Source organism: Moraxella sp. CTOTU49097, from assembly GCF_032064105.1.
GTDB classification, from domain to species: Bacteria; Pseudomonadota; Gammaproteobacteria; order Pseudomonadales; family Moraxellaceae; genus Faucicola; species Faucicola osloensis_B.
Genome location: NZ_DAMBOA010000002.1, coordinates 205415 through 224650, shown reverse-complemented (window position 1 = coordinate 224650; position 19236 = coordinate 205415). Strand labels below are relative to the sequence as shown.

Sequence of the window (19236 nt, the reverse complement as noted above, 5' to 3'; positions counted from 1 at the left end):
TTAAGCATTGGCTTTCATCATTTTCGGCTCTTGAATCGGCAGATTGAGCACAGCAGCCAAGGCAGCCAGCGCCATATCGGCATACCACATATACTGATAATTACCAAATTTATCAACCACAATTCCCCCCAAGTAGGCGCCCAAAAACCCACCAACTTGGTGACTAAATAACACCAATCCAAACAAGGTCGCCAAATATTTAACCCCATATAGCTTGCCAACGGTTGCCGCAGTCGGGGGTACGGTGGCAAGCCAAGTTAGACCTAAGCTAACCGCAAATATAAAAAAAGTCGTTGCCGTCTTGGGTGCCATCAAGAAAATCGCAATCAAGATAGTACGGCTCAAATACATCCAAAACAAAATATATTTGCTGCGAAATTGCCCCACACACCAACCGACAAACAAACTGCCCACCACATTTGATAAGCCAATCAACGCGAGCGACCAAGAGGCAACATTGCTACCAAGACCCGCCAACGTCACTTCCATCGGCAAATGAGTGACCAAAAACGCAATATGAAAACCACAGGTAAAAAAACCGATATGCAGCAGCCAATAGTTACGATCGCTAAGCGCGCGTCGGATGGCTTGTGATAGCGTTTCATGGGCTTGGTTATTGGCAACTGTCGGCGAAGCGGCAGGCGTATGTTTACCACCCTTGTTACCCTGCGTGAGATAATAGGCCAACGGTAAACACAGCAAACTTGTCCCTGCCATAAAATACATTGCCCCTATCCAACCTACCAGTGGCAGGGCAATTAACCCTTGTAAAATCGGCGCAAATAAAAATTGTCCAAACGAGCTGCCTGCATTGATAATACCCGACGCAGTGCCGCGCATATGGGGTGGGGTCTGATTTGCCACTTGTCCCATCAGCACTGAAAAACTACCCGCCCCTGTCCCAAATGCGACCAAAATCCCAAGCGTGACCACCAAACCACCGGCGCTGACAAAATAGGGCACACTAAAACAGCCAATTGCCAGTAGCAAGGTACCGAACAATAGTACCCGCCATGCGCCAAACTTATCCGCCAATGCCCCTGTCACAGGCTGTGACACGCCCCACATCAGCTGTGTCACCGCTAAGGCAAAACTGATTTGCACAATGCCGATATGCGCGCTGGCATCAATCGGTTTGATAAATAACCCAAGCGATAGTCGAATCCCAGACGTAATCAATAAAATAACCGCAGCGGCGGCAACTAATAGCCAAAGCTGATTTTTTGACGGTAGGGTAGAGCTTGGCATAGGGCATATCCAAAAAAAAGGTAGCAAAAACTGGGGTGGCAACTACTTGGCTAACGCGCTAGCATCTGACGCATAAAACTATACAAAAAAATCCATGAATGCGCGATTTCATACAATCAATGTACGCCGAGCAATCTTGATTAATTTAACCCATAACAACAAAAAACCCTAGTAAATACTAGGGTTTCATAGACTTTAATGGTTAGCTTAACACTTAACCCAAAATTCTTTGTATTAAACTTACTTGCTTTGGAACCAAGAATCCGCACGGCTACGCGCAGTGGCAATGTCTTGCGATGACAAGTTTAATGCCAATTGACCGATTTTGCTTTGCGCGCGGGTGCGTACTTGGTCTGATAGCATACCGTCACGAGCTGCTAGGTCATACCATTTGTAGGCATCGACCAATTTCTTTTCTTTTTCATCCAGCATGGCTAGGGTATAGCTGGCACGGTTATCACCAAGTTTTGCCGCTTTTTCTAACCAATAACGCGCTTGCCCAGCATTAGGCTGCACCCCTTCGCCACGAATATACATCATGGCAAGATTTAATTGTGCAGGTGCAATGTCTTGCTTGGCGGCGGTGGTGTACCACTGGATGGCTTGTTGGAAGTTTTGCTGAATGCCAAGACCTTTTTGGTAGCGCTTGGCTAGAAAGAATTGGGCTTGTTGGTTGCCAGTTTTAGCTTGGCTAAGTAATTCCATCGGTTCCATGCTGTCATAGCGTGAGCCATTGAGTGGAATATTGGCAACCAGTTCAGCGCTCGCAACGCCCGATAAGCTTAAAAACGCAGTTAATACGGTGACTTTTAATAATTTCATAACCAACTCCGAGTATCAAGCTACAGCCATCGCAAGCTTGCCTAGGTTTAGATAAAATAAACTTAATAAATAGGTAAACGAATTAACAGAAAATCTTAAATTTTACAATGATTTAGCTATTCGTTATGTTTTAATAGGATAACGCAATCTTTTGATTGTTTTAGGTTAACACTGTTTGCTTTGCGTTTCAAATATTTAAGTGAAAATGTAAACAGTTGTTACAATATTTCACAAGGGAAACAAAGCCTTGCGACACTTGGTGTCGTGTAGGGCTTTACTTTTGTGGCATATTATTAGACTAGACGGTAATTTATCCGCTTACCAAATATTCATAGGCATAGAATCAGCGATAAAAAAACTTAGTTTTTGGTAATACGATGATTAGTTTTTGGTAACCCGATAGATTGCCACATCGGCAAGTAAGTTGGGGTTTTTGCGGATGATTTGCGCAAGTAGCGCAGGGTAGGGCTTTTCACTTTCTTGTACCGCAAAACGATTGATGATGCGGATGTCATTGTCATCACACAGTTTTTCAAAGTCTTTAAAAGTACACAAGTGAATATTGGGCGTGTTGTACCAAGCAAACGGCAGGGCTTCAGACATTGGCATCATGCCTTTGATACCCAAGTGAATACGGTTTTGCCAATGGGCAAAATTAGGGAAAGTGACAATCACTTCTTTGCCAACACGTACCATATCAAGGAGTAGTTGGTCGGGCTCTTTGACCGCTTGTAGGGCGCGCGCCATCACCACCGTGTCAAAGCTTGCGTCGGCAAACCGCGCCAACCCATCATTTAAGTCTTGCTCAATGACGTTGACGCCTTTGGTAACACAGTCATTGATTTTAGTTTGGTCGATTTCGATACCATAGCCAAACACGCCCAATTTGTTTTGCAAATGCGCGAGTAAATCACCGTTACCACAGCCTAAATCCAAGACTTTGGCATTGGGTTTAATCCAGCGTTCGGCAAGTTGATGGTCGATTTTCATTCAATTCTCGTTAAATCTAAAGTTAAATCCAAAATTAAATCTAAGTTAAGCCGTTAAAAAATTAAATACCGATTGACGATAGGTTGGAATATCAAACAAAAACGAATCATGCCCATAGGCGGCATCGATATTGATATAGCTTACGGGTTTACCATTGGCAATTAGCGCATCGACAATTTCTTGCGAACGCTCTGGGCTAAACCGCCAATCGGTGGTAAAGGATATAATTAAAAACTTACATTGGGTATTTGCCAATGCCAACCGTAGCGCATCGGTATCACTCAAACTATCATTGATACTGTCATCCCCAATCGCGCCGCGCGCTGGGTCAAAATAATCTAAGGCTTTGGTCATCAGCAAATAGGTATTGGCATCAAAACGTTCACTAAACTGCTCACCTTGGTAGCGTAAATAACTTTCCACTTGAAATTCTACATCGTAGTTGAACATCAGCTTGCCGGCTTTCAAATCGCGTCCAAATTTTACCCGCATCGCTTCATCGGTGAGATAAGTGATATGACCGACCATACGCGCCAAAATCAAGCCGCGTTTGGGGATTTTGCCTTGCTCGATGTAACGCCCTTCACAAAAATCAGGATCGGATAAAATCGATTGGCGTGCCACCTCGTTAAAGGCGATATTTTGCGCAGATAGCTTCGGCGTGCTGGCAATGACCACACATTTTTTTAGCCGGCTCGGATAGTCAATTGACCACTGCATGGCTTGCATGCCACCCATTGAGCCACCAACAATGGCATGCCAAATATCAATGCCGAGATAGTCAGAGAGCATGGCTTGGGTTTTTACCCAGTCTTTGATAGTGACTAAGGGAAAATCAGGACCATAGGGCTTGCCGGTTTCGGGGTTGGTACTGGTTGGACCCGTCGAGCCGTAGCAGCTGCCAATGTTGTTAAGACATACCACAAAAAAACGCGTGGTATCAATCGCTTTGCCAGGACCGATAAAAGTATCCCACCAGCCTGCTTTTTTATCATCGCTACTATGATAGCCAGCCGCATGATGACTGCCCGATAGCGCATGACAAATCAATATCGCATTGGATTTATCGGCGTTGAGCTCGCCATAAGTTTCCACCATTAAATCAAAAAACGGCAGCGTGCGATTGCATTCTAGTGTCAGTGGGGTATCAAAATGAATTTTTTGCGGTGTGACGATACCCACAGATTTGCCACCAGATTTGGCAAAACTAATCGGATGATCGTCGTCAAAATTTTTGGGGACAGTTAATTCAGCTTCAGGTAAAATCTTGGCATGTGGTTTGTGTTGCTGTGTGCTCACCCGCTTTCTCACTAATTTTTGATTGATAACGCATTAAAAGTATAGCTATTGTAAGGGTTTATATGGGTTATCACAACTTGGAATTCAAATGCCAAATTTAGCATCATCACCCCACCATACACTCCTATTGCTCACAGGATTGGCGCTCACGGGATTTTTGGCATTGACGTATTTAGCATTTCATCAGCCGATGTTTTATCAGGCAACAGCGGTTTTGGCTGCCAATGCTATTACAGTTACAAGCGACACGATGGTGAGCCATCATCAAAGCCATCATCCCCTCAGTCATCCAAATAGCTACCAAAACCAACAGCTCAAACAGCATAACCACCAAGCAGACGGTGAATCGGCTAACAGCCCCTCACAAAACGCAATCTTTGAAAGTAAAAGTCCTGCTAAAAGCCCGGTATCATCTGAACAAAATTCTCGCCTAGTGGATGCGCTATTGGTTATGGGTGGGATAGGTTGTCATTGATTCAAATATAGCTTAAAAAAAGCAATAATTGCGCAATTTCAGGTGATTATCTAGTACGCGCGCCCTAGTAAATATGCTAATCTTAACCCCACTTTTTTTATGATTTTTTTGGATTAAAGACAAATTATGAAGCCAAGCAATCCACCTGAAATTGCCGTTGTCCTTGTGAATTTGGGAACACCCGATGCACCAACTGAAGCAGCGGTGCGTCGCTATCTCAAACAATTTTTGTCCGATCCGCGCGTGATTGAGATTCCGCAGTTTATCTGGCAAATCATCTTAAACTTGTTTGTGCTACGAAGTCGCCCCAAACGGGTTGCCCACGCCTATGCTAGCGTGTGGGATGGCGATTCCCCGCTGCGTAAAATCACGCTTGCCCAAGTGGACTTGTTGCAGCAGCGTTTTGACCAACATCAACTGCCTTGCAAAGTAAGCGTCCATGCTGCCATGACCTATGGCAAACCTGCGTTAACAGATGTGCTATCGGCGCTAACTGCCAGAAAAGTAGAACAAATGGTGATTTTGCCAGCTTATCCGCAGTTTTCAGGTTCAACCACTGGCGCGGTGTTTGATGTCGTCGCCAAATGGGGGCTTAAGCAGCGTAATTTACCCAGCATTAGCTTTGTCAAAGATTATTTTGCCCATCCGCAATACATCCAAGCCTTGGCTGAGAGCGTCAAACGCTTCCAAGCTGAACATGGCAAACCTGAAAAACTGCTATTGAGTTTTCACGGGATTCCCGAGCCGTATGAGCAAAAAGGCGATCCGTATGCCAGACGTTGTCGCTGTACGGCAGCGCATTTGGCGCAAGTGTTGGGGCTTGAGCGTCATGAGTGGGAATGTAGTTTTCAATCACGCTTTGGTAAGCAAGAATGGGTCAAACCCTATACGGATGTCACCCTAACCGAGTGGGGTAAGCAGGGCGTCAAGTCAGTGCAAGTGCTGAGCCCAGCATTTTCGGCAGATTGCCTAGAGACGCTAGAAGAGTTGGCAGTCGAAAATCGACAGACATTCCAGTCCAATGGCGGTGGGGACTATCATTATATCCCTGCACTTAATGTGGATGCTGCGCATATTGACTTGTTTGAATCACTGGCATTGCCACACGTACAAGCGTGGCAACAAAATCTGCAAGGATGGTATTAATACTTATTATTAAGACTTATTGTTAAAGCTTGGGCTTAAAGCGGATTATTAAGCGCATTCATTAATAGCAAGTCTTATTAACTGCAAGCCAATAAAAAAGGTTGGTAAGTTACCAACCTTTTTTAGGTTTATTTTTGACGTTTAAATACAAAAAATTTTAGTACAGAAAATCAGTTTTTATAACTTTCATCTGCGGCATCAGGGTCAGCGATATCACCAATGGTCGGATAATGCTCTTCGCTAAAGCTATCTTCAACCAGTAATTCATCAATGCGCTGCTCATCAATATTTTGGCGATGAATCGCGGTCAGACCACTTTCACCTGCTTCAATATGGCTTGATGACAAGGATTCATCATCCAATTGCACGGTAAAACTCTCTGGGTCAATATCGCTCAAATTGCTAGATGTTGGTTTGGCTTTCATTTTTGTTCCTTCATTTTGATTTATTGTTTATTATCAGTGTGATGTCGTTATCATAGCCAGTAATCAGCATGACATCTATGTTGCCAATGTGATATTTGTGTTATGTTATCGAAAACAGTTTTTCGCACAGAAAGCGTTTTTAACAATTTTTATGGATAAAACAGGAAGTGATTATGTTTAAAAATCTTGCCTCAGATGCATTGGGTTTAAGTGACATCGGTAAAATCATCCCACCGAGTCAGTTTAACCAAACCGATATTGATGACTATATTTTTCATGAAGATAACGAGCGCATTTATTTTGTGATTAAGTCAAAAATGGACGAATATTGCTTTACCAATGTCGCCTTTATTCACCTTGACGGTCAGTCGGCGACCAGTAAAAAACGCCTGCTAAAACGCTATCTATACCGCAATTTTCAGCCCGCCAATATCATGATTGAGACCGCAGGCACGATGGATATGGATGCTGAGCTAAAATTTAGCTTGGGCGGTATGGCATTTTCGATTGATATCGACAAAAATCAAATCGAGCAAATCCGCGACATCTATAAGGCGCTGACTGCGATTAGCGAGCAATGCAAACGCATTGCCCATGAAGAAACGGTGCTAGAAAAATCCTTTAATACCGTCACCAATATGTTTAGCTTACGCGAACTGTCAGAAAACGTGGTGCTTAACTTGCCGGATGTCATCAACCAAACTGTCGCACAAGTAGAAAATGCCTATGGCGAGCGTTTAAAGAGCATTCGTAATTATGACTTTGGGACGATTTTTGAGCATTACTTGCGTCAATAATTGCTAAAATTTATGCAAACTGTACTCACCGCCTACGCTGAGCAAGGTATCAAGCTTGCGATTGAAAGCAAACGGGTCAAACATATCAACTTTCGTATCAAATCGATTGATGAAGCACCGTTTACCAGCTTGCTCAGCGTGTCTTATCCCATGCGTATGCCACAACACCTGCTGATGCAATCGCTTGAACATCGCCTTGCATGGGCAATCGACTGTCAGCAAAAACAACGAAAACTCAAACAACTTAAACCCAAAAAACCTGCTTATATCAATGATGTCAAAGATTTGGCAAATTTGACCCTTAAAAGCAACATTTATTTTGAAGGGCAACAGGTTGTAGTCAGAGAGTTATTGTTAAAACACCACATAAAACCAAGCGAGCTGGCGCGATTGGATGTTGGCAAAACCTTACGCCATATTTATAAATTTTGGCTCACTCAATTTATCCAAAACCGCCAAGCCTTTTGGCAAGAAAAAGTCGGTAAATCAGCAGTAAGTATTACGCCCTACACCATGAAGACCCGATGGGGCAGTTGTAGCACCCAAGCCAAAACCATTCGCTTGTCCGTTTGGCTGGCGCAATTCCCGCCAGACTGCGCGGATTATGTGTTGGTGCATGAGCTTTGTCATCTGATTGAGCCCAATCATTCGGCACGATTTTGGGCGCAGGTAGCACGAGTCATGCCAGATTATAAAACTTGGCATCAGCAATTAAAATTTGGCGAGCTGTAATTATTCAAGCTGTAACTATTTGAACCGTAACGATTCTAGCTTTAATTATTAAAGCCACAAAAAATGCCATCTTGCTATGAGATAGCTTTTAGGTAGCCGTAAAAGTTGCAAATTCCTAAAATCAATCTGCTAAAATGTAACCCTATTTCAATATTTAAATATAATCACTAAAAAGCAGCTAAAAAATGTCCCAAATTCATTACCAATTCGATTTTAAAAAATTCCGTGAACACCTTGTCGATGTCACGCTTACGTTTACTGCGGACAATGACAACCCAATCGTTTGGCTACCTGCTTGGATTGCGGGTAGTTACATGATTCGAGAATTTAGCAAACACATTACGGCAGTCACCGCCACCATCTATTACCCCAACGCCAACGACAATCAACGGCTTAAAAAACTCGATAAAAACCACTGGCAAATCCACGCCAAGCAAGGCGACCGCATTAGCGTCACTTATGAAGTCTATGCTTATGACTTATCCGTGCGTGGGGCATATGTCGATGAAACTCGCCTGTACGGCAACTTCACCTCCCTAGCATTAGCGGTACAAGGGCAAGAAAACCAAGCGATTAAAGCCGAACTCATTTGCCCGCAAGACTTTTATGAGGTAAACGGTGTGGAAGTCAGTCTAGCCACTGCCTTACCCGAAAAAATGCACCAACAAGCCAAACAGACCATCTATCAACTAACTGCCGACAACTACGAGCAACTCACCGACAGCCCGTTTGAAATTGCTGAGCAAGATGAATTTTGGTTCGATGTAGAAAGTGGCGAAAACACCATTGCACACCGATTTGTGATTTCTGGCGTACACCACAGCGACCTTGAACGCCTAGAAACTGACCTTAGCAAAATTTGTCAAAGCTATGTTGATTGGCTGGGTGATACGCCGTTTGATGATTATCTGTTTATGACTATGGCAACTTCAAGCGACTATGGCGGACTTGAGCATCTTGCCAGTACCAGTTTGATTACCCCACGAGATGACCTACCCACATTTTTTGAACAAGCTGAGCCAAGCGAGAGTTATCAACGCTTTTTGGGCTTGTGTAGCCATGAATATTTTCATGCGTGGTGGGTTAAAACCGTGCGTCCCGAAGTTTTTTTAACCGCCAATTTTAACCAAGAGACTTACACCACCTTGCTATGGGTGTTTGAAGGCTTTACCAGTTATGTGGATGATTTCATGCTACAAAAAAGCGGGGTTATTTCGCAAGATAGCTATCTAAAGCTACTTGCCGAACAAATCAATCGCTACTATCAAACCCACGGACGCGCCTTGCAAAGCGTGGCAGAGTCAAGCTTTGATGCGTGGATAAAGCTATATCGTAGCGATGAGAACACCGCCAACGCAGGGATTAGCTACTACAACAAAGGCGCGCTGGTGGCGCTATGTTTAGACTTGACTTTGATAAACCATGGCAAGCGTATTTTTGATGTGATCAAAGTTTTTTATGACAAAGCCAAAGCCCAAGATAATTGCCGTTTTGGTATGACGGACGCCAATCTAGATGACGTCATGAATGAATGCTTACCCAAAGAGGTTTGGCAAGATTTTAGAGTCAATTATATCGACGGCACGACAGAACTACCGCTATTTGAACTGTTGTCAGAACAGGGTGTGAGTATTGAACAAAAAGACGATGATATTACTTGGGGCATGAAATATATGAGCGAGCCTACTGGGTTAAAAGTGCAACGTGTTGTGCGAAATAGCCAAGCCGCCGCTGCAGGGATTTCTGCTAATGACGTCATCGTGGCAATTGATGGGTTAAAGGCAAGCGAAAAATGGCTAAAATCTACGGCTAAAATCCAAACAATCAGTGAAGACCCTGCCGTGTGTCATGTATTTCGCCGCGATGAGCTGCTCGTGCTTGAAGTGCCAACCGTGAGCGACACGCATGTTAAACAACCGCAAAAATGGACGTTAGCCAGTGATGCTAACGACAAACTAGCTAATTGGTTAAATTTTTAAACCCTTAATTTATTTAGAATTTAATGGATATGAATAAAGAATTCTGTTTGAGTGATTATGATTTAGGTTGGTTTTGCTATGATAACAATGGGAAAGTTGCGGTTTTATTTAGTAATGGGACAACCGCAGTTTTACCACAAGCCTTAATGCATTATGACTATCTGTATAATTATTTTTATACCAAATTTAACTGTGATGAAAAGGCTAATTGGGAAAATGGCGAGTTAAAGTCTTTCACTGATGCAGGACTACTCGTATATGATACTGATTTAAATAGCATAGGTACATACAGCGTTTGCAACAACCCATTAAAAAGTTGTCATATCTCAACGTTACCAAAATCTATCGCTGATAGATTACCAAAGTTTGAAGGTGTTTTTTCAACAACTATTACAATACCTATTCAACCCGATGTAATTAATCTTGCAAAAATAAAGCAAATCTAGTAAAATTCGGCTTCCAATTTTATCAATCCATCCTGTGTTGGCTTTAATCGGTTGGGTGTTTGGGTGAATTTTTAGCAAAATAAACATTCACGCCACGCATACTAACTGCAGACCAAAGGGCAGGATAATGACTAGAGACCTAACCATGCGCGCAGATATTCATCCAGCTTATCAAGAAGTTTTATTCCACGACACCAACGCTGACGTTTACTTTTTAACTCGCTCTACTATCAAATCAAAAGTAACTCGCGAATACGAAGGTAAAGAATACCCATACGTCGCACTCGATATTTCAAGTGCCTCACACCCATTCTATACCGGCGAACAACGTAAAACCCAAAACGAAGGTCGTGTGGCAAGCTTCAACAAACGTTTCGGCGCATTTGCAGGTCGTAACAAAAAATAAGTTTAATCGCTTATTGTCAAAAACCCTTTGCGATTGCGAAGGGTTTTTTATTGGCTGGAATGTGACATACTAGACAGCTACCAACAATACGCCAAAAAAAGCCCACCGAAGTGAGCTTTTTTTGGATTTATTTGTTTAGGTTTAATAGGAATGAATTTTTACGTTTTTAGGTAGTAACAATTCTTTTTTGAGTGGCAACTGCGGTGATAACTCAAACAAGGCGCGGCGATATACATTACGTTTAAATGCCACCACTTGGTTAAGCGGATACCAATAACTGACCCATTCCCAGCGGTCAAATTCAGGTTTTGCCGTATCAAAACGGATATGTTTTACATTGTTCTCATCTAGCTGGAGCAAAAACCATTTTTGTTTTTGTCCAATACACAAAGGATATTGTCCTTGTCGTACAAAACGTTTTGGCAATCGATAACGCAGCCAATTTTGGGTTTGTGACAACACTTTGACATGCTGAGGATACAGTCCGACTTCTTCCCACAATTCTCGATACATTGCATCAAGCGGCGTTTCACCAAAATCAATGCCACCTTGTGGAAACTGCCAAGCATCGTGACCCACGCGTTTTGCCCACAGTACTTGTCCGTGTGTATTTGCCAAGATGATACCTACGTTGGCTCGAAAGCCGTCTGCATCAATCATGACGATTACCTTCAATTTAATGGTTAAAATCGGCAGGCAATCACATTATCAAGTTTTTTGGGTCGCAAGGTTTACACACATCCTTGCAGACCATTATTAAAGTTTTGGTCAATCAAATCATCGGGAATAAACCCATCTCTACCAACAGACGCTTATTTTATTATTATTGCTAAAAAACATGGACAATGTAATCACTGCCTTTATTACCCACTATTAAACCAGTTTTTATGTCAAAAGTGTAATGTTTATTTGCTATAAATTGTTTCACGGACATAAAAAGCGCATAATATCGCTTGATTTTATACAGAATATTTTTTTAAAAAATTAAAACATCTGGGGATAGTATGAAAGCAACGGTAAATTGGTTAAAAAACGAAGACATTAATTTTGAAGCCGTGACTGAAAATGGCAATAAAATTATCATGGATTCAACCGAAAAATTGGGTGCAAAACCCATGGAAATGGTTTTGATGGGGCTTGGTGGCTGTGCCAGTTATGATGTGGTCAGTATCCTGCAAAAAGCCCGTCAGGCGGTGAGCGATGTTGAGTGTCAGCTATCGGCTAAGCGTGCCGACGCGATTCCTGCGGTATTTACCGATATTCATCTGCATTTTGTGGTCAAAGGCAGCGCCATCAAAGAAGCGCAGGTTAAAAAAGCCATCGAATTATCGGCAGAAAAATACTGCTCAGCCAGTCGTATGCTAGAAAATGGCGGTGTCAAAATCACCCATGACTATGAAATCATTGATGAAACCTCTGATGAAACGGTTAAAGGGTAGGGAATAACGGCATGTTTCCCTATCTAAGTGCTGTCCCTGCCACCAATAGCAGCGTGGTGCTGGCAATGATGGTTGCCAGTTTATTGCCCTTGGTGTTTGCGATGTTGGCAAAGGTCTTTGGCGGATTTAAAAGGAAAGACAATGCCAATCCGCGCGAGTTTTTGGGCAAACAAACGGGCGCGGCAGCGCGTGCCAATGCCGCGCAGCAAAATAGCTATGAAACCTTGCCGGTATTCTTGGCAGCGGTGATTGTGGCGTTGCTATTTTTTGTACCGCTGTCAGTGGTGACCCAGTTGGCGTGGTTGTATGTGATATTGCGGATTATTTATGGGTTGGCATATATTGCCAATTGGGCAACCTTTCGCTCAATTATTTGGTCGCTTAGTCTCGCCTGTCCGCTGATGTTGTTTTATTTGGCGATACGATTGAGTTAACTTGCTATGAGCAATCGCCAGCTTGGGATTGTGCTTGCAACATCGCAACAATGGTCTCAAGCTGTTTTTGTTTTTTGACCGTTTGCCAAAGCTCGCTGGCTTCTTCGTAGCCTTGGGTCAACATGCCAAGCCACTGTTTGTAACGCCCCACCAGCATATTGTCGCTACGGGCATGTCCCTGCAAAAACGCAATTTGTAGCTTGAGTAGCGCTTGCCAAGCCATATTTTCTGCCCTGTCACCTTTATCCATCGCTTTGATTTGATTGACTAAGTCAGGTCGAGTGACCGCACCACGTCCGAGCATGATATGTGGGGTGTTGGCTTGATTACGGCAACGCATGGCTTGTTCAGTGTGCCAAATTTCGCCATTGGCAATAATCGGTAAGCTTAACCGCTGCTTCAGCGGCGCGATTAACTCCCAATAAGCTGGGGGTTTATAGCCTTGGGTTTTGGTACGGGCATGGATGGTCAGCCAACTGGCATTGGCTGATTGCACCGCATCACCGATTTCTTGGGTGAGTGAAGTATCTTCATAGCCGAGTCGGATTTTTGCTGATACAGGCGTATCCGATGGCACGGCTTGGCGTACTGCCTGGATGATTTGATACAAGGTTTCAGGTTCGGTGAGCAACACCGAGCCACCGCGGTGACTATTGACAGTTTTAGCAGGGCAACCAAAGTTAATATCAATGGCTAACGCACCAAGCTCGACCGCTTTGACGGCATTACCTGCCATCAAGTCGGGCTCACTGCCCAGTAACTGCACATGTACTGGCGTGCCGTGAATGGTTTTGCCCTTTAAACCATTCTCATGCAAAAGTTCGGGTACAAATTTATAAAACACATGCGCGGGCAGGACGTGCTGGGTGACGCGAATAAACTCACTCACCGTCCAGTCGTAATGCCCGATACTGGTTAAAATATCCCGCATCAATGGGTCGGTCAGTCCTTCCATCGGCGCAAGGATAATTTGCGGCTGGGTAAAATCGGGGCTAAACTGCGATAAGTGACTAGCCATAAATTACCTTTTTATCTTTGAGTCCGTGAATCAAATCTTGAATATTAAAAATATCCAAATTTACCTTGGCGCGCGTACAGGCGACATACAGCAGCCGCAATTCTTCGGGGGAGATTTTTACCGCCTGAGAAGTCACATTATAATAAAAATCATTGTCAATTTGCACCCGTGACCATTCCAACCCTTTGGCTTTATGCGCGGTAGAGATGATATAGTCGGCTTTATCCAGTGTCGTCAAGCTGTTGATCGCTTGGTTGAGCGTTTCGGTGCCATGTTCATCCACCAATTTGACAAGGGTTTTTAAATCGCTGCCTTCGCTCGTCTCGCTATAATCCTGCACGTCGCGCCAATTATTAAAGTAGGCAAGCTCAGGCACACCATACGCTGCTTGTCCTTTTTTTAGCCGTTCGGCAGATTGGCTAAATTTGAGCAAACGCTCTGTATCAGCTTGTAGCGCAACTTTATGTCCCATTTTAAGCCCAGATAACAGATTGACCATCGCACTGGCATTGGTACGGCAAAGAATGGCATCTTTTTGACCATGCACCATACTTTTGCCTAAGGTAGACGCCATCGCAGGATTACCGCGCAGTGGTACCTCTTCTTGTAGCGCTTTTAAGAACCCATTCGCCACATCGGCAATTCGGTCGCCAAATCGAAAAGATTGGGTAAGCAAAGTTTGTGGTAGCGGCAGGCGTTTCATGGCATTGACAGCGCCGCGCCATTCATAAATTTGCTGATGCGCGTCACCCACATAGATGACTTGGTTGGGCTGATTGGACAAAATCCCCATCATCAAGGGGTCAGCATCTTGCGCTTCATCAAATAAGATAAAATCCGCAGGAATCACCGGTTTGGATAGCGCCCAGAGTTTAAGGTAAATATCATGCCCAATCCCCGCAGGGTGGCGCGGATCAATCGACTGCTGCCAGCGCCGCTCTACATACGGGTATAAGGTATCGCGCAGCTGCTCAGCTTCACTGGCAACCAACCACTCAGGAAACTGCAAATGGCGCGGCGCAGGGTAACTGGCATGGGTGCTACAAAACGTGCTCACCGCATCGGAGACAAATCGCGCTTGTCGCTCTGGCGTTAAGGTCACAAACTGGCTTTTGCCTTCAATCTGGCGTTTGACTTGCACAGGGGTCAACCCCAAATCTGAAGCAAGGCGACTGGGAGAAAAACGCGGTAGTTGCAGTTTTGCGGTGATATCGCGAGCGGTATGACGAAATGCCAATGAGTGAAAAGTGCGACAGTCGACATGGTGGGGGAATTTGCGCTGCGCTTCTGAAGCAATCGCTTTGTTAAATGCCAAATAAATTCCGCGACCACGCAGCTGATTGCCAATCAGATTAAGCGTGGTAGTCTTACCTGCGCCGGCATACGCTACCACCTTAAACGACTGGCGTGTGAGTGCCATATCGACAGCCTGCTGCTGCTCACCCGTTGGGCGTTGGGTCGGGCTGTGGACAGGGGCTGGGTTAGGGATAACGCTGGGGTTTGACATAAGGCCATTGCTAACAGAAAAGTGAGCTATTTTAGCAAAATTTGGCAAGTTCTGCTCAGTTTCCTTTATTTACTAAACCTTTATTTACTAGCCTTTATTTACTAAGTGGGGATGAATGAGAGGTTGATTCGATTTTAGCTTTATCCAGCCAGATTAGTGGTCTTTCTGTAATAACGCTTTTTCTTTAACCAGTACCCGTGCCATGACCAGACCGAGTTCAAACAATAACCACATCGGGATAGCCAGCATAATCATCGATAGCCCATCAGGCGGTGTCACCAATGCCGCAATAGCAAAACAACCCACGATGATATAACGGCGTTTTTGCGCCAAGCTATCCACCGTCACTACCCCAGCCAACACCAGTAGCAGTGTCAACACAGGAATCTCAAAGGTTGCCCCAAACACCAAAAACAGCTTGAGCACAAAATTTAGATAGCTTTCGATATCGGTCATCGGTAGCACATTGTCGGGGGAGAATTTGATAAAAAAAGCCAGCACGCTTTTGAGCACGACATAATAGGCAAACGCAATCCCCAGATAAAACAAAATCACCGATGACAATAGCACGGGTAGGGCGATACGTTTTTCATGCTTATACAGCCCTGGTGCGATAAACGACCAAATCTGGTACAAAATATACGGCATTGCCAAGATAACAGCTAGATACAGCGTCAATTTAATCGGTGCCAAAAATGACGAGGTGATATCGGTTGCAATCATAGAAGAATTGACTGGCAACAACGCCGTTAACGGGGCGGAAAAAATATCGTAGATTTCCCGCGAAAAGCCCGCCAATGCCAAAAAAATCACCAATACCGCGGCAAAACCGTGAATCAAATGACGGCGCAGTTCAATCAAATGCTCAGTAATGGGCATATCTACCAGAGTGTTGTCTTGCGATGGTCTATCATCTTTAGCTTGTTCAATGGCTAATTGTTCAGGCGTTTTTTTGGTTTTGATAAGCTTAATCACTGGGCAACTCCACCCAAACTTGGCAACTTGTGCAGTAGCGGATCGGCTTGATAATTGGGTAAAAACGGTGGATTGGGAAGACGTCTGACACGGTCATAATCACTGAGCAAAAACCAACGATAATACATTGGCTCAGTGGCAGCAAATAGGGCTTCATGTAAGTCTTTAGCCACTGCATCGGCTTCGACATCAGCTTCTAGACTCAGCAAATAATCATCTGCTTTAGTTTCTGTCAGATAAGATTCGTCAGATGGCTTGTCTAGTGAATTATCTAGTGGCTTGTCTGGTAAAAGCGCGGTGATATCCGTTGTTGGCTTAGCTAAATGACTAGGTGGCTTATGATTGGAAGGTTCATGACTGGGTGATTCATGGCTGAGTGGTTCAGGGGGTAGTCTAACTGCGTTAGTATCATGAACAAGACTAGGGGTTGTATCAGCCGATTGATTGTGAGCTTGCATCGAAGGCACTTTGCCATGTTGCTGTAGTTCGCTCACACTGCTGCGCAGCGCTTCCATCTCGCGCTTCATATCAACTTCAGCTTGGCGGATTTTTTCCAGCTCAAGCTGCATTTGCTTGCGCGTTTCGGCAAGATCAAGCTCAGCTTCAATTTCTGATTGCAGTGTTGCAACCGTACGGCGGAATTTGGCATACCACTGACCTGCAGTACGCGCCGCTTGGGGGAGTTTTTCAGGGCCCAGCACAATCAGTGCAATCGCCCCAAATAACAGTATTTCGGAGAAACCTATATCAAACATAACAACCGTGGTAGTTAGGGATTAAAAAACCAAAGAAAAAGTAACGACTAGGGTTTAAACGTTATGTTTATCTTGTTGGGTCTGCGTGGTATTGAGCTCAGCTTTTTCGTGTTCAAGGACACGGTTTTTGTTCAGATGCTGTTCGTTTTCATCTTTGACCGCATCTTTAAAGCCTTTAACGGCACCACCCAAATCTTTACCGGCATTTTTCAGTTTTGAAGTGCCAAAAATGACCACAACAACAACCAGTAAAATTAACCAATGTGTGATTGAGAAACTACCCATGAGAATATCCTTTGATTAACCTTGATAATAGGGGTGAGGACAATATGAATTTGCAGTGTAACACATAACCATTGTGTTGGCATAACTGTGCAAAAAACGGTGTAAAACACGGCGAATTTTTTGCACTGTTAGCCAGCAATACTCAGAAATTATCGACTGTTTAGTGGCGTTTACTTAAGGGCGCTCACTTAAGGGCTATTACTTAAGAGATTTGACGTGCGGCTTTTTCATCGATACCCGATAAGCCAAAACGTCTTGCCAATTCATTGGTGACAGCCCAAGACGGTATATTAAACCATGCCAATGTGACCATTGTGTGAAACCAAACATCAGCAATTTCATATACCAAATCTTTCACTGCGGTATCATCCGCGACGGCTTCATAGGGGGTATCGTTGGCAATGCTGATATCTTTGGCAGCGATAATAGCTTCAGTGGCTTCTTCACCGACTTTTTCTAAGATTTTGTTGATACCTTTATGGTATAAGCTTGCCACGTATGAGCTATCAGGATTGGCATCTTTACGCCCAATCAATACTTCATCTAACGCGGTTAAAATATCGGCTGACGTCATAGGCGTTTGTGGCGAATTGCTTGTTTGTGTTGGCTTACTTGTTTGTGTCGAATTGCTGGAAAGCGGCGAGTGTTCATGAGTCGGTTTGGCGTTGTCACCATAAATCGCATCAGGGTCTTTGATGACCGCATCAGTGATTTGCCATTGTAGCTGTCCATGGTCATCGGCAAGCAGACGATAAAAACAAGACTGCCGACCCGTGTGGCAAGCAATCCCACCCACTTGGGTGACTGACAATACAATCACATCAGCATCGCAGTCTAAGCGGATTTCATGGACTTGCTGAAAATGCCCAGAGCTTTCGCCTTTGTGCCATAATTTACCGCGAGAGCGTGACCAATACACCGCTTGCATTTTTTCGGCAGTCAGGCGTAATGACTCGCGATTCATCCATGCCATCATCAAAATGCGCCCTGTATGAAAATCTTGAGCGACTGCAGGAATGAGCCCATTGTCATCAAATTTTAGTGTATCTAGCCAATCCATATTTACGCCCTGTATCATACTATGCAAGCCCTAACCAAAAAAAGCACCCATCAAGCGATGCGGGGATTTATCATAATTCATCAAGCCCTAAATCTCAAAGGGTTTCACATCTAAGGCTTCTTTGATAGTAGCTGATAACGGGATTTCTTGGCTTTGACGATAGTCATACGCCACAAAGCCCATTTTGGCATACGCCACCAATGACCCATCAAACATCCGCGAGACTTTGAACACAAAATCACCACCCAAATCGGTTAAATGCTGCACGCCGACTTCAAATAACAGTTCTTCACGCGCCCGTACCCGATCAAGGATTTGGGTCTCGATATGATTAATGACCAAGCCTTGGTACTCAGCATTAACTTCCTTAATACTTTTTGAATATAAAAAACGAAAACGGGCTTCGGTAAGCAATGCCACCAAATTTTCAACCGTTAAATGTTGTGCTAATCCAATTTCGGTATTGCGCACGCGCATGACGGTCTCAAACACGAAATGGGCAACTTCAATATTTGTGCTTAAAGTTGACAAGAATTCTAACCTCATGATGTTGATGAAGATGAAATAGCATTACACGTTAAACTTTACAAAAGCCTGCGAACGATAAATACCTCAAGGTTAAACAAACTAACGCAAACTGTATCCAAAATAAGGTGTATCTATCACTTTTAGCCAATTTATCCACAGTTTTTGTAAACTAAGTTGTTAACTTAATTAAGGTAATCTCGTGATAGATTTGCCAAGTTATTTATGTTAAATGATTGATATCATAGGTTTTTTAAAAATCCTATAAAAATTGACTGGATAAAAACCTATTACGGTAAAAAAATGTTAAGGTAGCATAAATAAAATGGATGTCAAAGAAAAAATTAGTTTTAACAATAGCGTGCATTCACGAATGATTTTTGATAAAATGTCGCCTCCCACCTCAAGGCAAAAAATCCAGTGTGATGAGGATTTTTTGACAAACAGGTTAACTTCACTTGATAAAGATTTTT

General features: G+C 43.7%; 22 protein-coding genes. 9 read left to right on the top strand and 13 right to left on the bottom strand.

The features are described from left to right. From RT064_RS02605 to metX, 4 genes are all read right to left on the bottom strand, one after another. On the bottom strand, positions 1-1248 hold the full coding sequence (locus RT064_RS02605) for an MFS transporter (protein ID WP_313061098.1): 1248 nt from the start codon (positions 1246-1248) through the stop codon (positions 1-3). 240 nt (positions 1249-1488) lie between these two features. Next, entirely contained in the window at positions 1489-2070 is a 582-nt protein-coding gene (locus RT064_RS02600) for a tetratricopeptide repeat protein (protein ID WP_159374058.1), read from the bottom strand. Between the two features lie 381 nt (positions 2071-2451). Beyond that, positions 2452-3060: a methionine biosynthesis protein MetW gene (gene metW, locus RT064_RS02595; RefSeq protein ID WP_313061095.1), complete on the bottom strand. Its 609-nt coding sequence runs from the start codon at positions 3058-3060 to the stop codon at positions 2452-2454. 45 nt (positions 3061-3105) lie between these two features. Then, the gene (metX, locus tag RT064_RS02590) at positions 3106-4272 is read right to left on the bottom strand and encodes a homoserine O-succinyltransferase MetX (protein ID WP_313061184.1); all 1167 of its coding nucleotides are present in this window, start codon (positions 4270-4272) and stop codon (positions 3106-3108) included. A 175-nt stretch (positions 4273-4447) separates the two neighbouring features. Between metX and RT064_RS02585 the strand changes: the two genes are divergently transcribed. Continuing rightward, positions 4448-4834: a hypothetical protein gene (locus RT064_RS02585; protein WP_313061093.1), complete on the top strand. Its 387-nt coding sequence runs from the start codon at positions 4448-4450 to the stop codon at positions 4832-4834. Between the two features lie 126 nt (positions 4835-4960). Continuing rightward, on the top strand, positions 4961-5980 hold the full coding sequence (gene hemH, locus RT064_RS02580; protein ID WP_313061089.1) for a ferrochelatase: 1020 nt from the start codon (positions 4961-4963) through the stop codon (positions 5978-5980). 170 nt (positions 5981-6150) lie between these two features. Here hemH and RT064_RS02575 read toward each other — a convergent pair whose 3' ends face one another. Further along, a complete protein-coding gene (locus RT064_RS02575; RefSeq protein WP_313061086.1) occupies positions 6151-6405 on the bottom strand; it encodes a hypothetical protein in 255 nt (84 codons plus the stop codon). 173 nt (positions 6406-6578) lie between these two features. Here RT064_RS02575 and RT064_RS02570 point away from each other — a divergent pair, with 173 nt between their 5' ends. From RT064_RS02570 to RT064_RS02550, 5 genes are all read left to right on the top strand, one after another. Then, positions 6579-7202, top strand: a complete 624-nt coding sequence (locus tag RT064_RS02570) for a PH domain-containing protein (RefSeq protein ID WP_313061082.1) — start codon at positions 6579-6581, stop codon at positions 7200-7202. 12 nt (positions 7203-7214) lie between these two features. Next, a complete protein-coding gene (locus RT064_RS02565) occupies positions 7215-7934 on the top strand; it encodes a M48 family metallopeptidase (protein ID WP_313061080.1) in 720 nt (239 codons plus the stop codon). Positions 7935-8119: 185 nt separating this feature from the next. Further along, positions 8120-9913, top strand: coding sequence for a M61 family metallopeptidase (locus tag RT064_RS02560; RefSeq protein WP_313061078.1), 1794 nt, complete (start codon positions 8120-8122; stop codon positions 9911-9913). Between the two features lie 29 nt (positions 9914-9942). Continuing rightward, positions 9943-10359 (top strand): hypothetical protein, encoded by a 417-nt coding sequence (locus RT064_RS02555; protein ID WP_313061076.1) that lies wholly within the window; start codon positions 9943-9945, stop codon positions 10357-10359. Positions 10360-10504: 145 nt separating this feature from the next. Next, on the top strand, positions 10505-10765 hold the full coding sequence (locus RT064_RS02550) for a type B 50S ribosomal protein L31 (RefSeq protein WP_007117222.1): 261 nt from the start codon (positions 10505-10507) through the stop codon (positions 10763-10765). Between the two features lie 141 nt (positions 10766-10906). Here RT064_RS02550 and RT064_RS02545 read toward each other — a convergent pair whose 3' ends face one another. Further along, complete coding sequence (locus tag RT064_RS02545) at positions 10907-11425, bottom strand: RNA pyrophosphohydrolase (protein WP_313061073.1); 519 nt, start codon at positions 11423-11425, stop codon at positions 10907-10909. A 344-nt stretch (positions 11426-11769) separates the two neighbouring features. Here RT064_RS02545 and RT064_RS02540 point away from each other — a divergent pair, with 344 nt between their 5' ends. Together RT064_RS02540 and RT064_RS02535 are read left to right on the top strand one after the other, a co-directional pair. Then, entirely contained in the window at positions 11770-12204 is a 435-nt protein-coding gene (locus RT064_RS02540; protein WP_313061071.1) for an OsmC family protein, read from the top strand. Between the two features lie 11 nt (positions 12205-12215). After that, entirely contained in the window at positions 12216-12638 is a 423-nt protein-coding gene (locus RT064_RS02535; RefSeq protein WP_313061069.1) for an MAPEG family protein, read from the top strand. Between the two features lie 4 nt (positions 12639-12642). Here RT064_RS02535 and RT064_RS02530 read toward each other — a convergent pair whose 3' ends face one another. The 7 genes from RT064_RS02530 to RT064_RS02500 all read right to left on the bottom strand — a co-directional run bounded on the left by RT064_RS02530 (position 12643) and on the right by RT064_RS02500 (position 18769). Beyond that, positions 12643-13656, bottom strand: coding sequence for a tRNA dihydrouridine synthase (locus RT064_RS02530; protein WP_313061067.1), 1014 nt, complete (start codon positions 13654-13656; stop codon positions 12643-12645). After that, positions 13649-15163, bottom strand: a complete 1515-nt coding sequence (locus RT064_RS02525; RefSeq protein WP_313061064.1) for a UvrD-helicase domain-containing protein — start codon at positions 15161-15163, stop codon at positions 13649-13651. The genes RT064_RS02530 and RT064_RS02525 overlap by 8 nt, the downstream gene beginning before the upstream one ends. Positions 15164-15316: 153 nt before the next feature. Then, the gene (gene tatC, locus RT064_RS02520; RefSeq protein WP_313061182.1) at positions 15317-16042 is read right to left on the bottom strand and encodes a twin-arginine translocase subunit TatC; all 726 of its coding nucleotides are present in this window, start codon (positions 16040-16042) and stop codon (positions 15317-15319) included. 92 nt (positions 16043-16134) lie between these two features. Then, entirely contained in the window at positions 16135-16893 is a 759-nt protein-coding gene (tatB, locus tag RT064_RS02515; RefSeq protein ID WP_313061061.1) for a Sec-independent protein translocase protein TatB, read from the bottom strand. 54 nt (positions 16894-16947) lie between these two features. Next, positions 16948-17178 carry a Sec-independent protein translocase subunit TatA gene (gene tatA / locus RT064_RS02510; protein ID WP_007117213.1) on the bottom strand — a complete coding sequence of 77 codons (231 nt, stop codon included), beginning with the start codon at positions 17176-17178 and terminating at the stop codon, positions 16948-16950. Between the two features lie 202 nt (positions 17179-17380). Continuing rightward, entirely contained in the window at positions 17381-18238 is an 858-nt protein-coding gene (gene hisI, locus RT064_RS02505; RefSeq protein WP_313061059.1) for a phosphoribosyl-AMP cyclohydrolase, read from the bottom strand. An 87-nt stretch (positions 18239-18325) separates the two neighbouring features. Continuing rightward, positions 18326-18769 (bottom strand): acyl-CoA thioesterase, encoded by a 444-nt coding sequence (locus RT064_RS02500; protein WP_313061056.1) that lies wholly within the window; start codon positions 18767-18769, stop codon positions 18326-18328. Between the last annotated feature and the right edge of the window lie 467 nt (positions 18770-19236).

Coding starts and splice junctions, on each gene's coding strand:
- RT064_RS02570 (WP_313061082.1), top strand. CDS start 6,579: ATGTTTAAAAATCTTGCCTCAGATGCATTGGGTTTAAGTGACATCGGT.
- RT064_RS02540 (WP_313061071.1), top strand. CDS start 11,770: ATGAAAGCAACGGTAAATTGGTTAAAAAACGAAGACATTAATTTTGAA.
- tatC (WP_313061182.1), bottom strand. CDS start 16,042: ATGCCCATTACTGAGCATTTGATTGAACTGCGCCGTCATTTGATTCAC.
- hisI (WP_313061059.1), bottom strand. CDS start 18,238: ATGGATTGGCTAGATACACTAAAATTTGATGACAATGGGCTCATTCCT.
- RT064_RS02560 (WP_313061078.1), top strand. CDS start 8,120: ATGTCCCAAATTCATTACCAATTCGATTTTAAAAAATTCCGTGAACAC.
- RT064_RS02550 (WP_007117222.1), top strand. CDS start 10,505: ATGCGCGCAGATATTCATCCAGCTTATCAAGAAGTTTTATTCCACGAC.
- RT064_RS02545 (WP_313061073.1), bottom strand. CDS start 11,425: ATGATTGATGCAGACGGCTTTCGAGCCAACGTAGGTATCATCTTGGCA.
- tatB (WP_313061061.1), bottom strand. CDS start 16,893: ATGTTTGATATAGGTTTCTCCGAAATACTGTTATTTGGGGCGATTGCA.
- tatA (WP_007117213.1), bottom strand. CDS start 17,178: ATGGGTAGTTTCTCAATCACACATTGGTTAATTTTACTGGTTGTTGTT.
- RT064_RS02585 (WP_313061093.1), top strand. CDS start 4,448: ATGCCAAATTTAGCATCATCACCCCACCATACACTCCTATTGCTCACA.
- RT064_RS02565 (WP_313061080.1), top strand. CDS start 7,215: ATGCAAACTGTACTCACCGCCTACGCTGAGCAAGGTATCAAGCTTGCG.
- RT064_RS02600 (WP_159374058.1), bottom strand. CDS start 2,070: ATGAAATTATTAAAAGTCACCGTATTAACTGCGTTTTTAAGCTTATCG.
- RT064_RS02525 (WP_313061064.1), bottom strand. CDS start 15,163: ATGTCAAACCCCAGCGTTATCCCTAACCCAGCCCCTGTCCACAGCCCG.
- RT064_RS02555 (WP_313061076.1), top strand. CDS start 9,943: ATGAATAAAGAATTCTGTTTGAGTGATTATGATTTAGGTTGGTTTTGC.
- RT064_RS02530 (WP_313061067.1), bottom strand. CDS start 13,656: ATGGCTAGTCACTTATCGCAGTTTAGCCCCGATTTTACCCAGCCGCAA.
- RT064_RS02535 (WP_313061069.1), top strand. CDS start 12,216: ATGTTTCCCTATCTAAGTGCTGTCCCTGCCACCAATAGCAGCGTGGTG.
- RT064_RS02575 (WP_313061086.1), bottom strand. CDS start 6,405: ATGAAAGCCAAACCAACATCTAGCAATTTGAGCGATATTGACCCAGAG.
- metW (WP_313061095.1), bottom strand. CDS start 3,060: ATGAAAATCGACCATCAACTTGCCGAACGCTGGATTAAACCCAATGCC.
- hemH (WP_313061089.1), top strand. CDS start 4,961: ATGAAGCCAAGCAATCCACCTGAAATTGCCGTTGTCCTTGTGAATTTG.
- RT064_RS02605 (WP_313061098.1), bottom strand. CDS start 1,248: ATGCCAAGCTCTACCCTACCGTCAAAAAATCAGCTTTGGCTATTAGTT.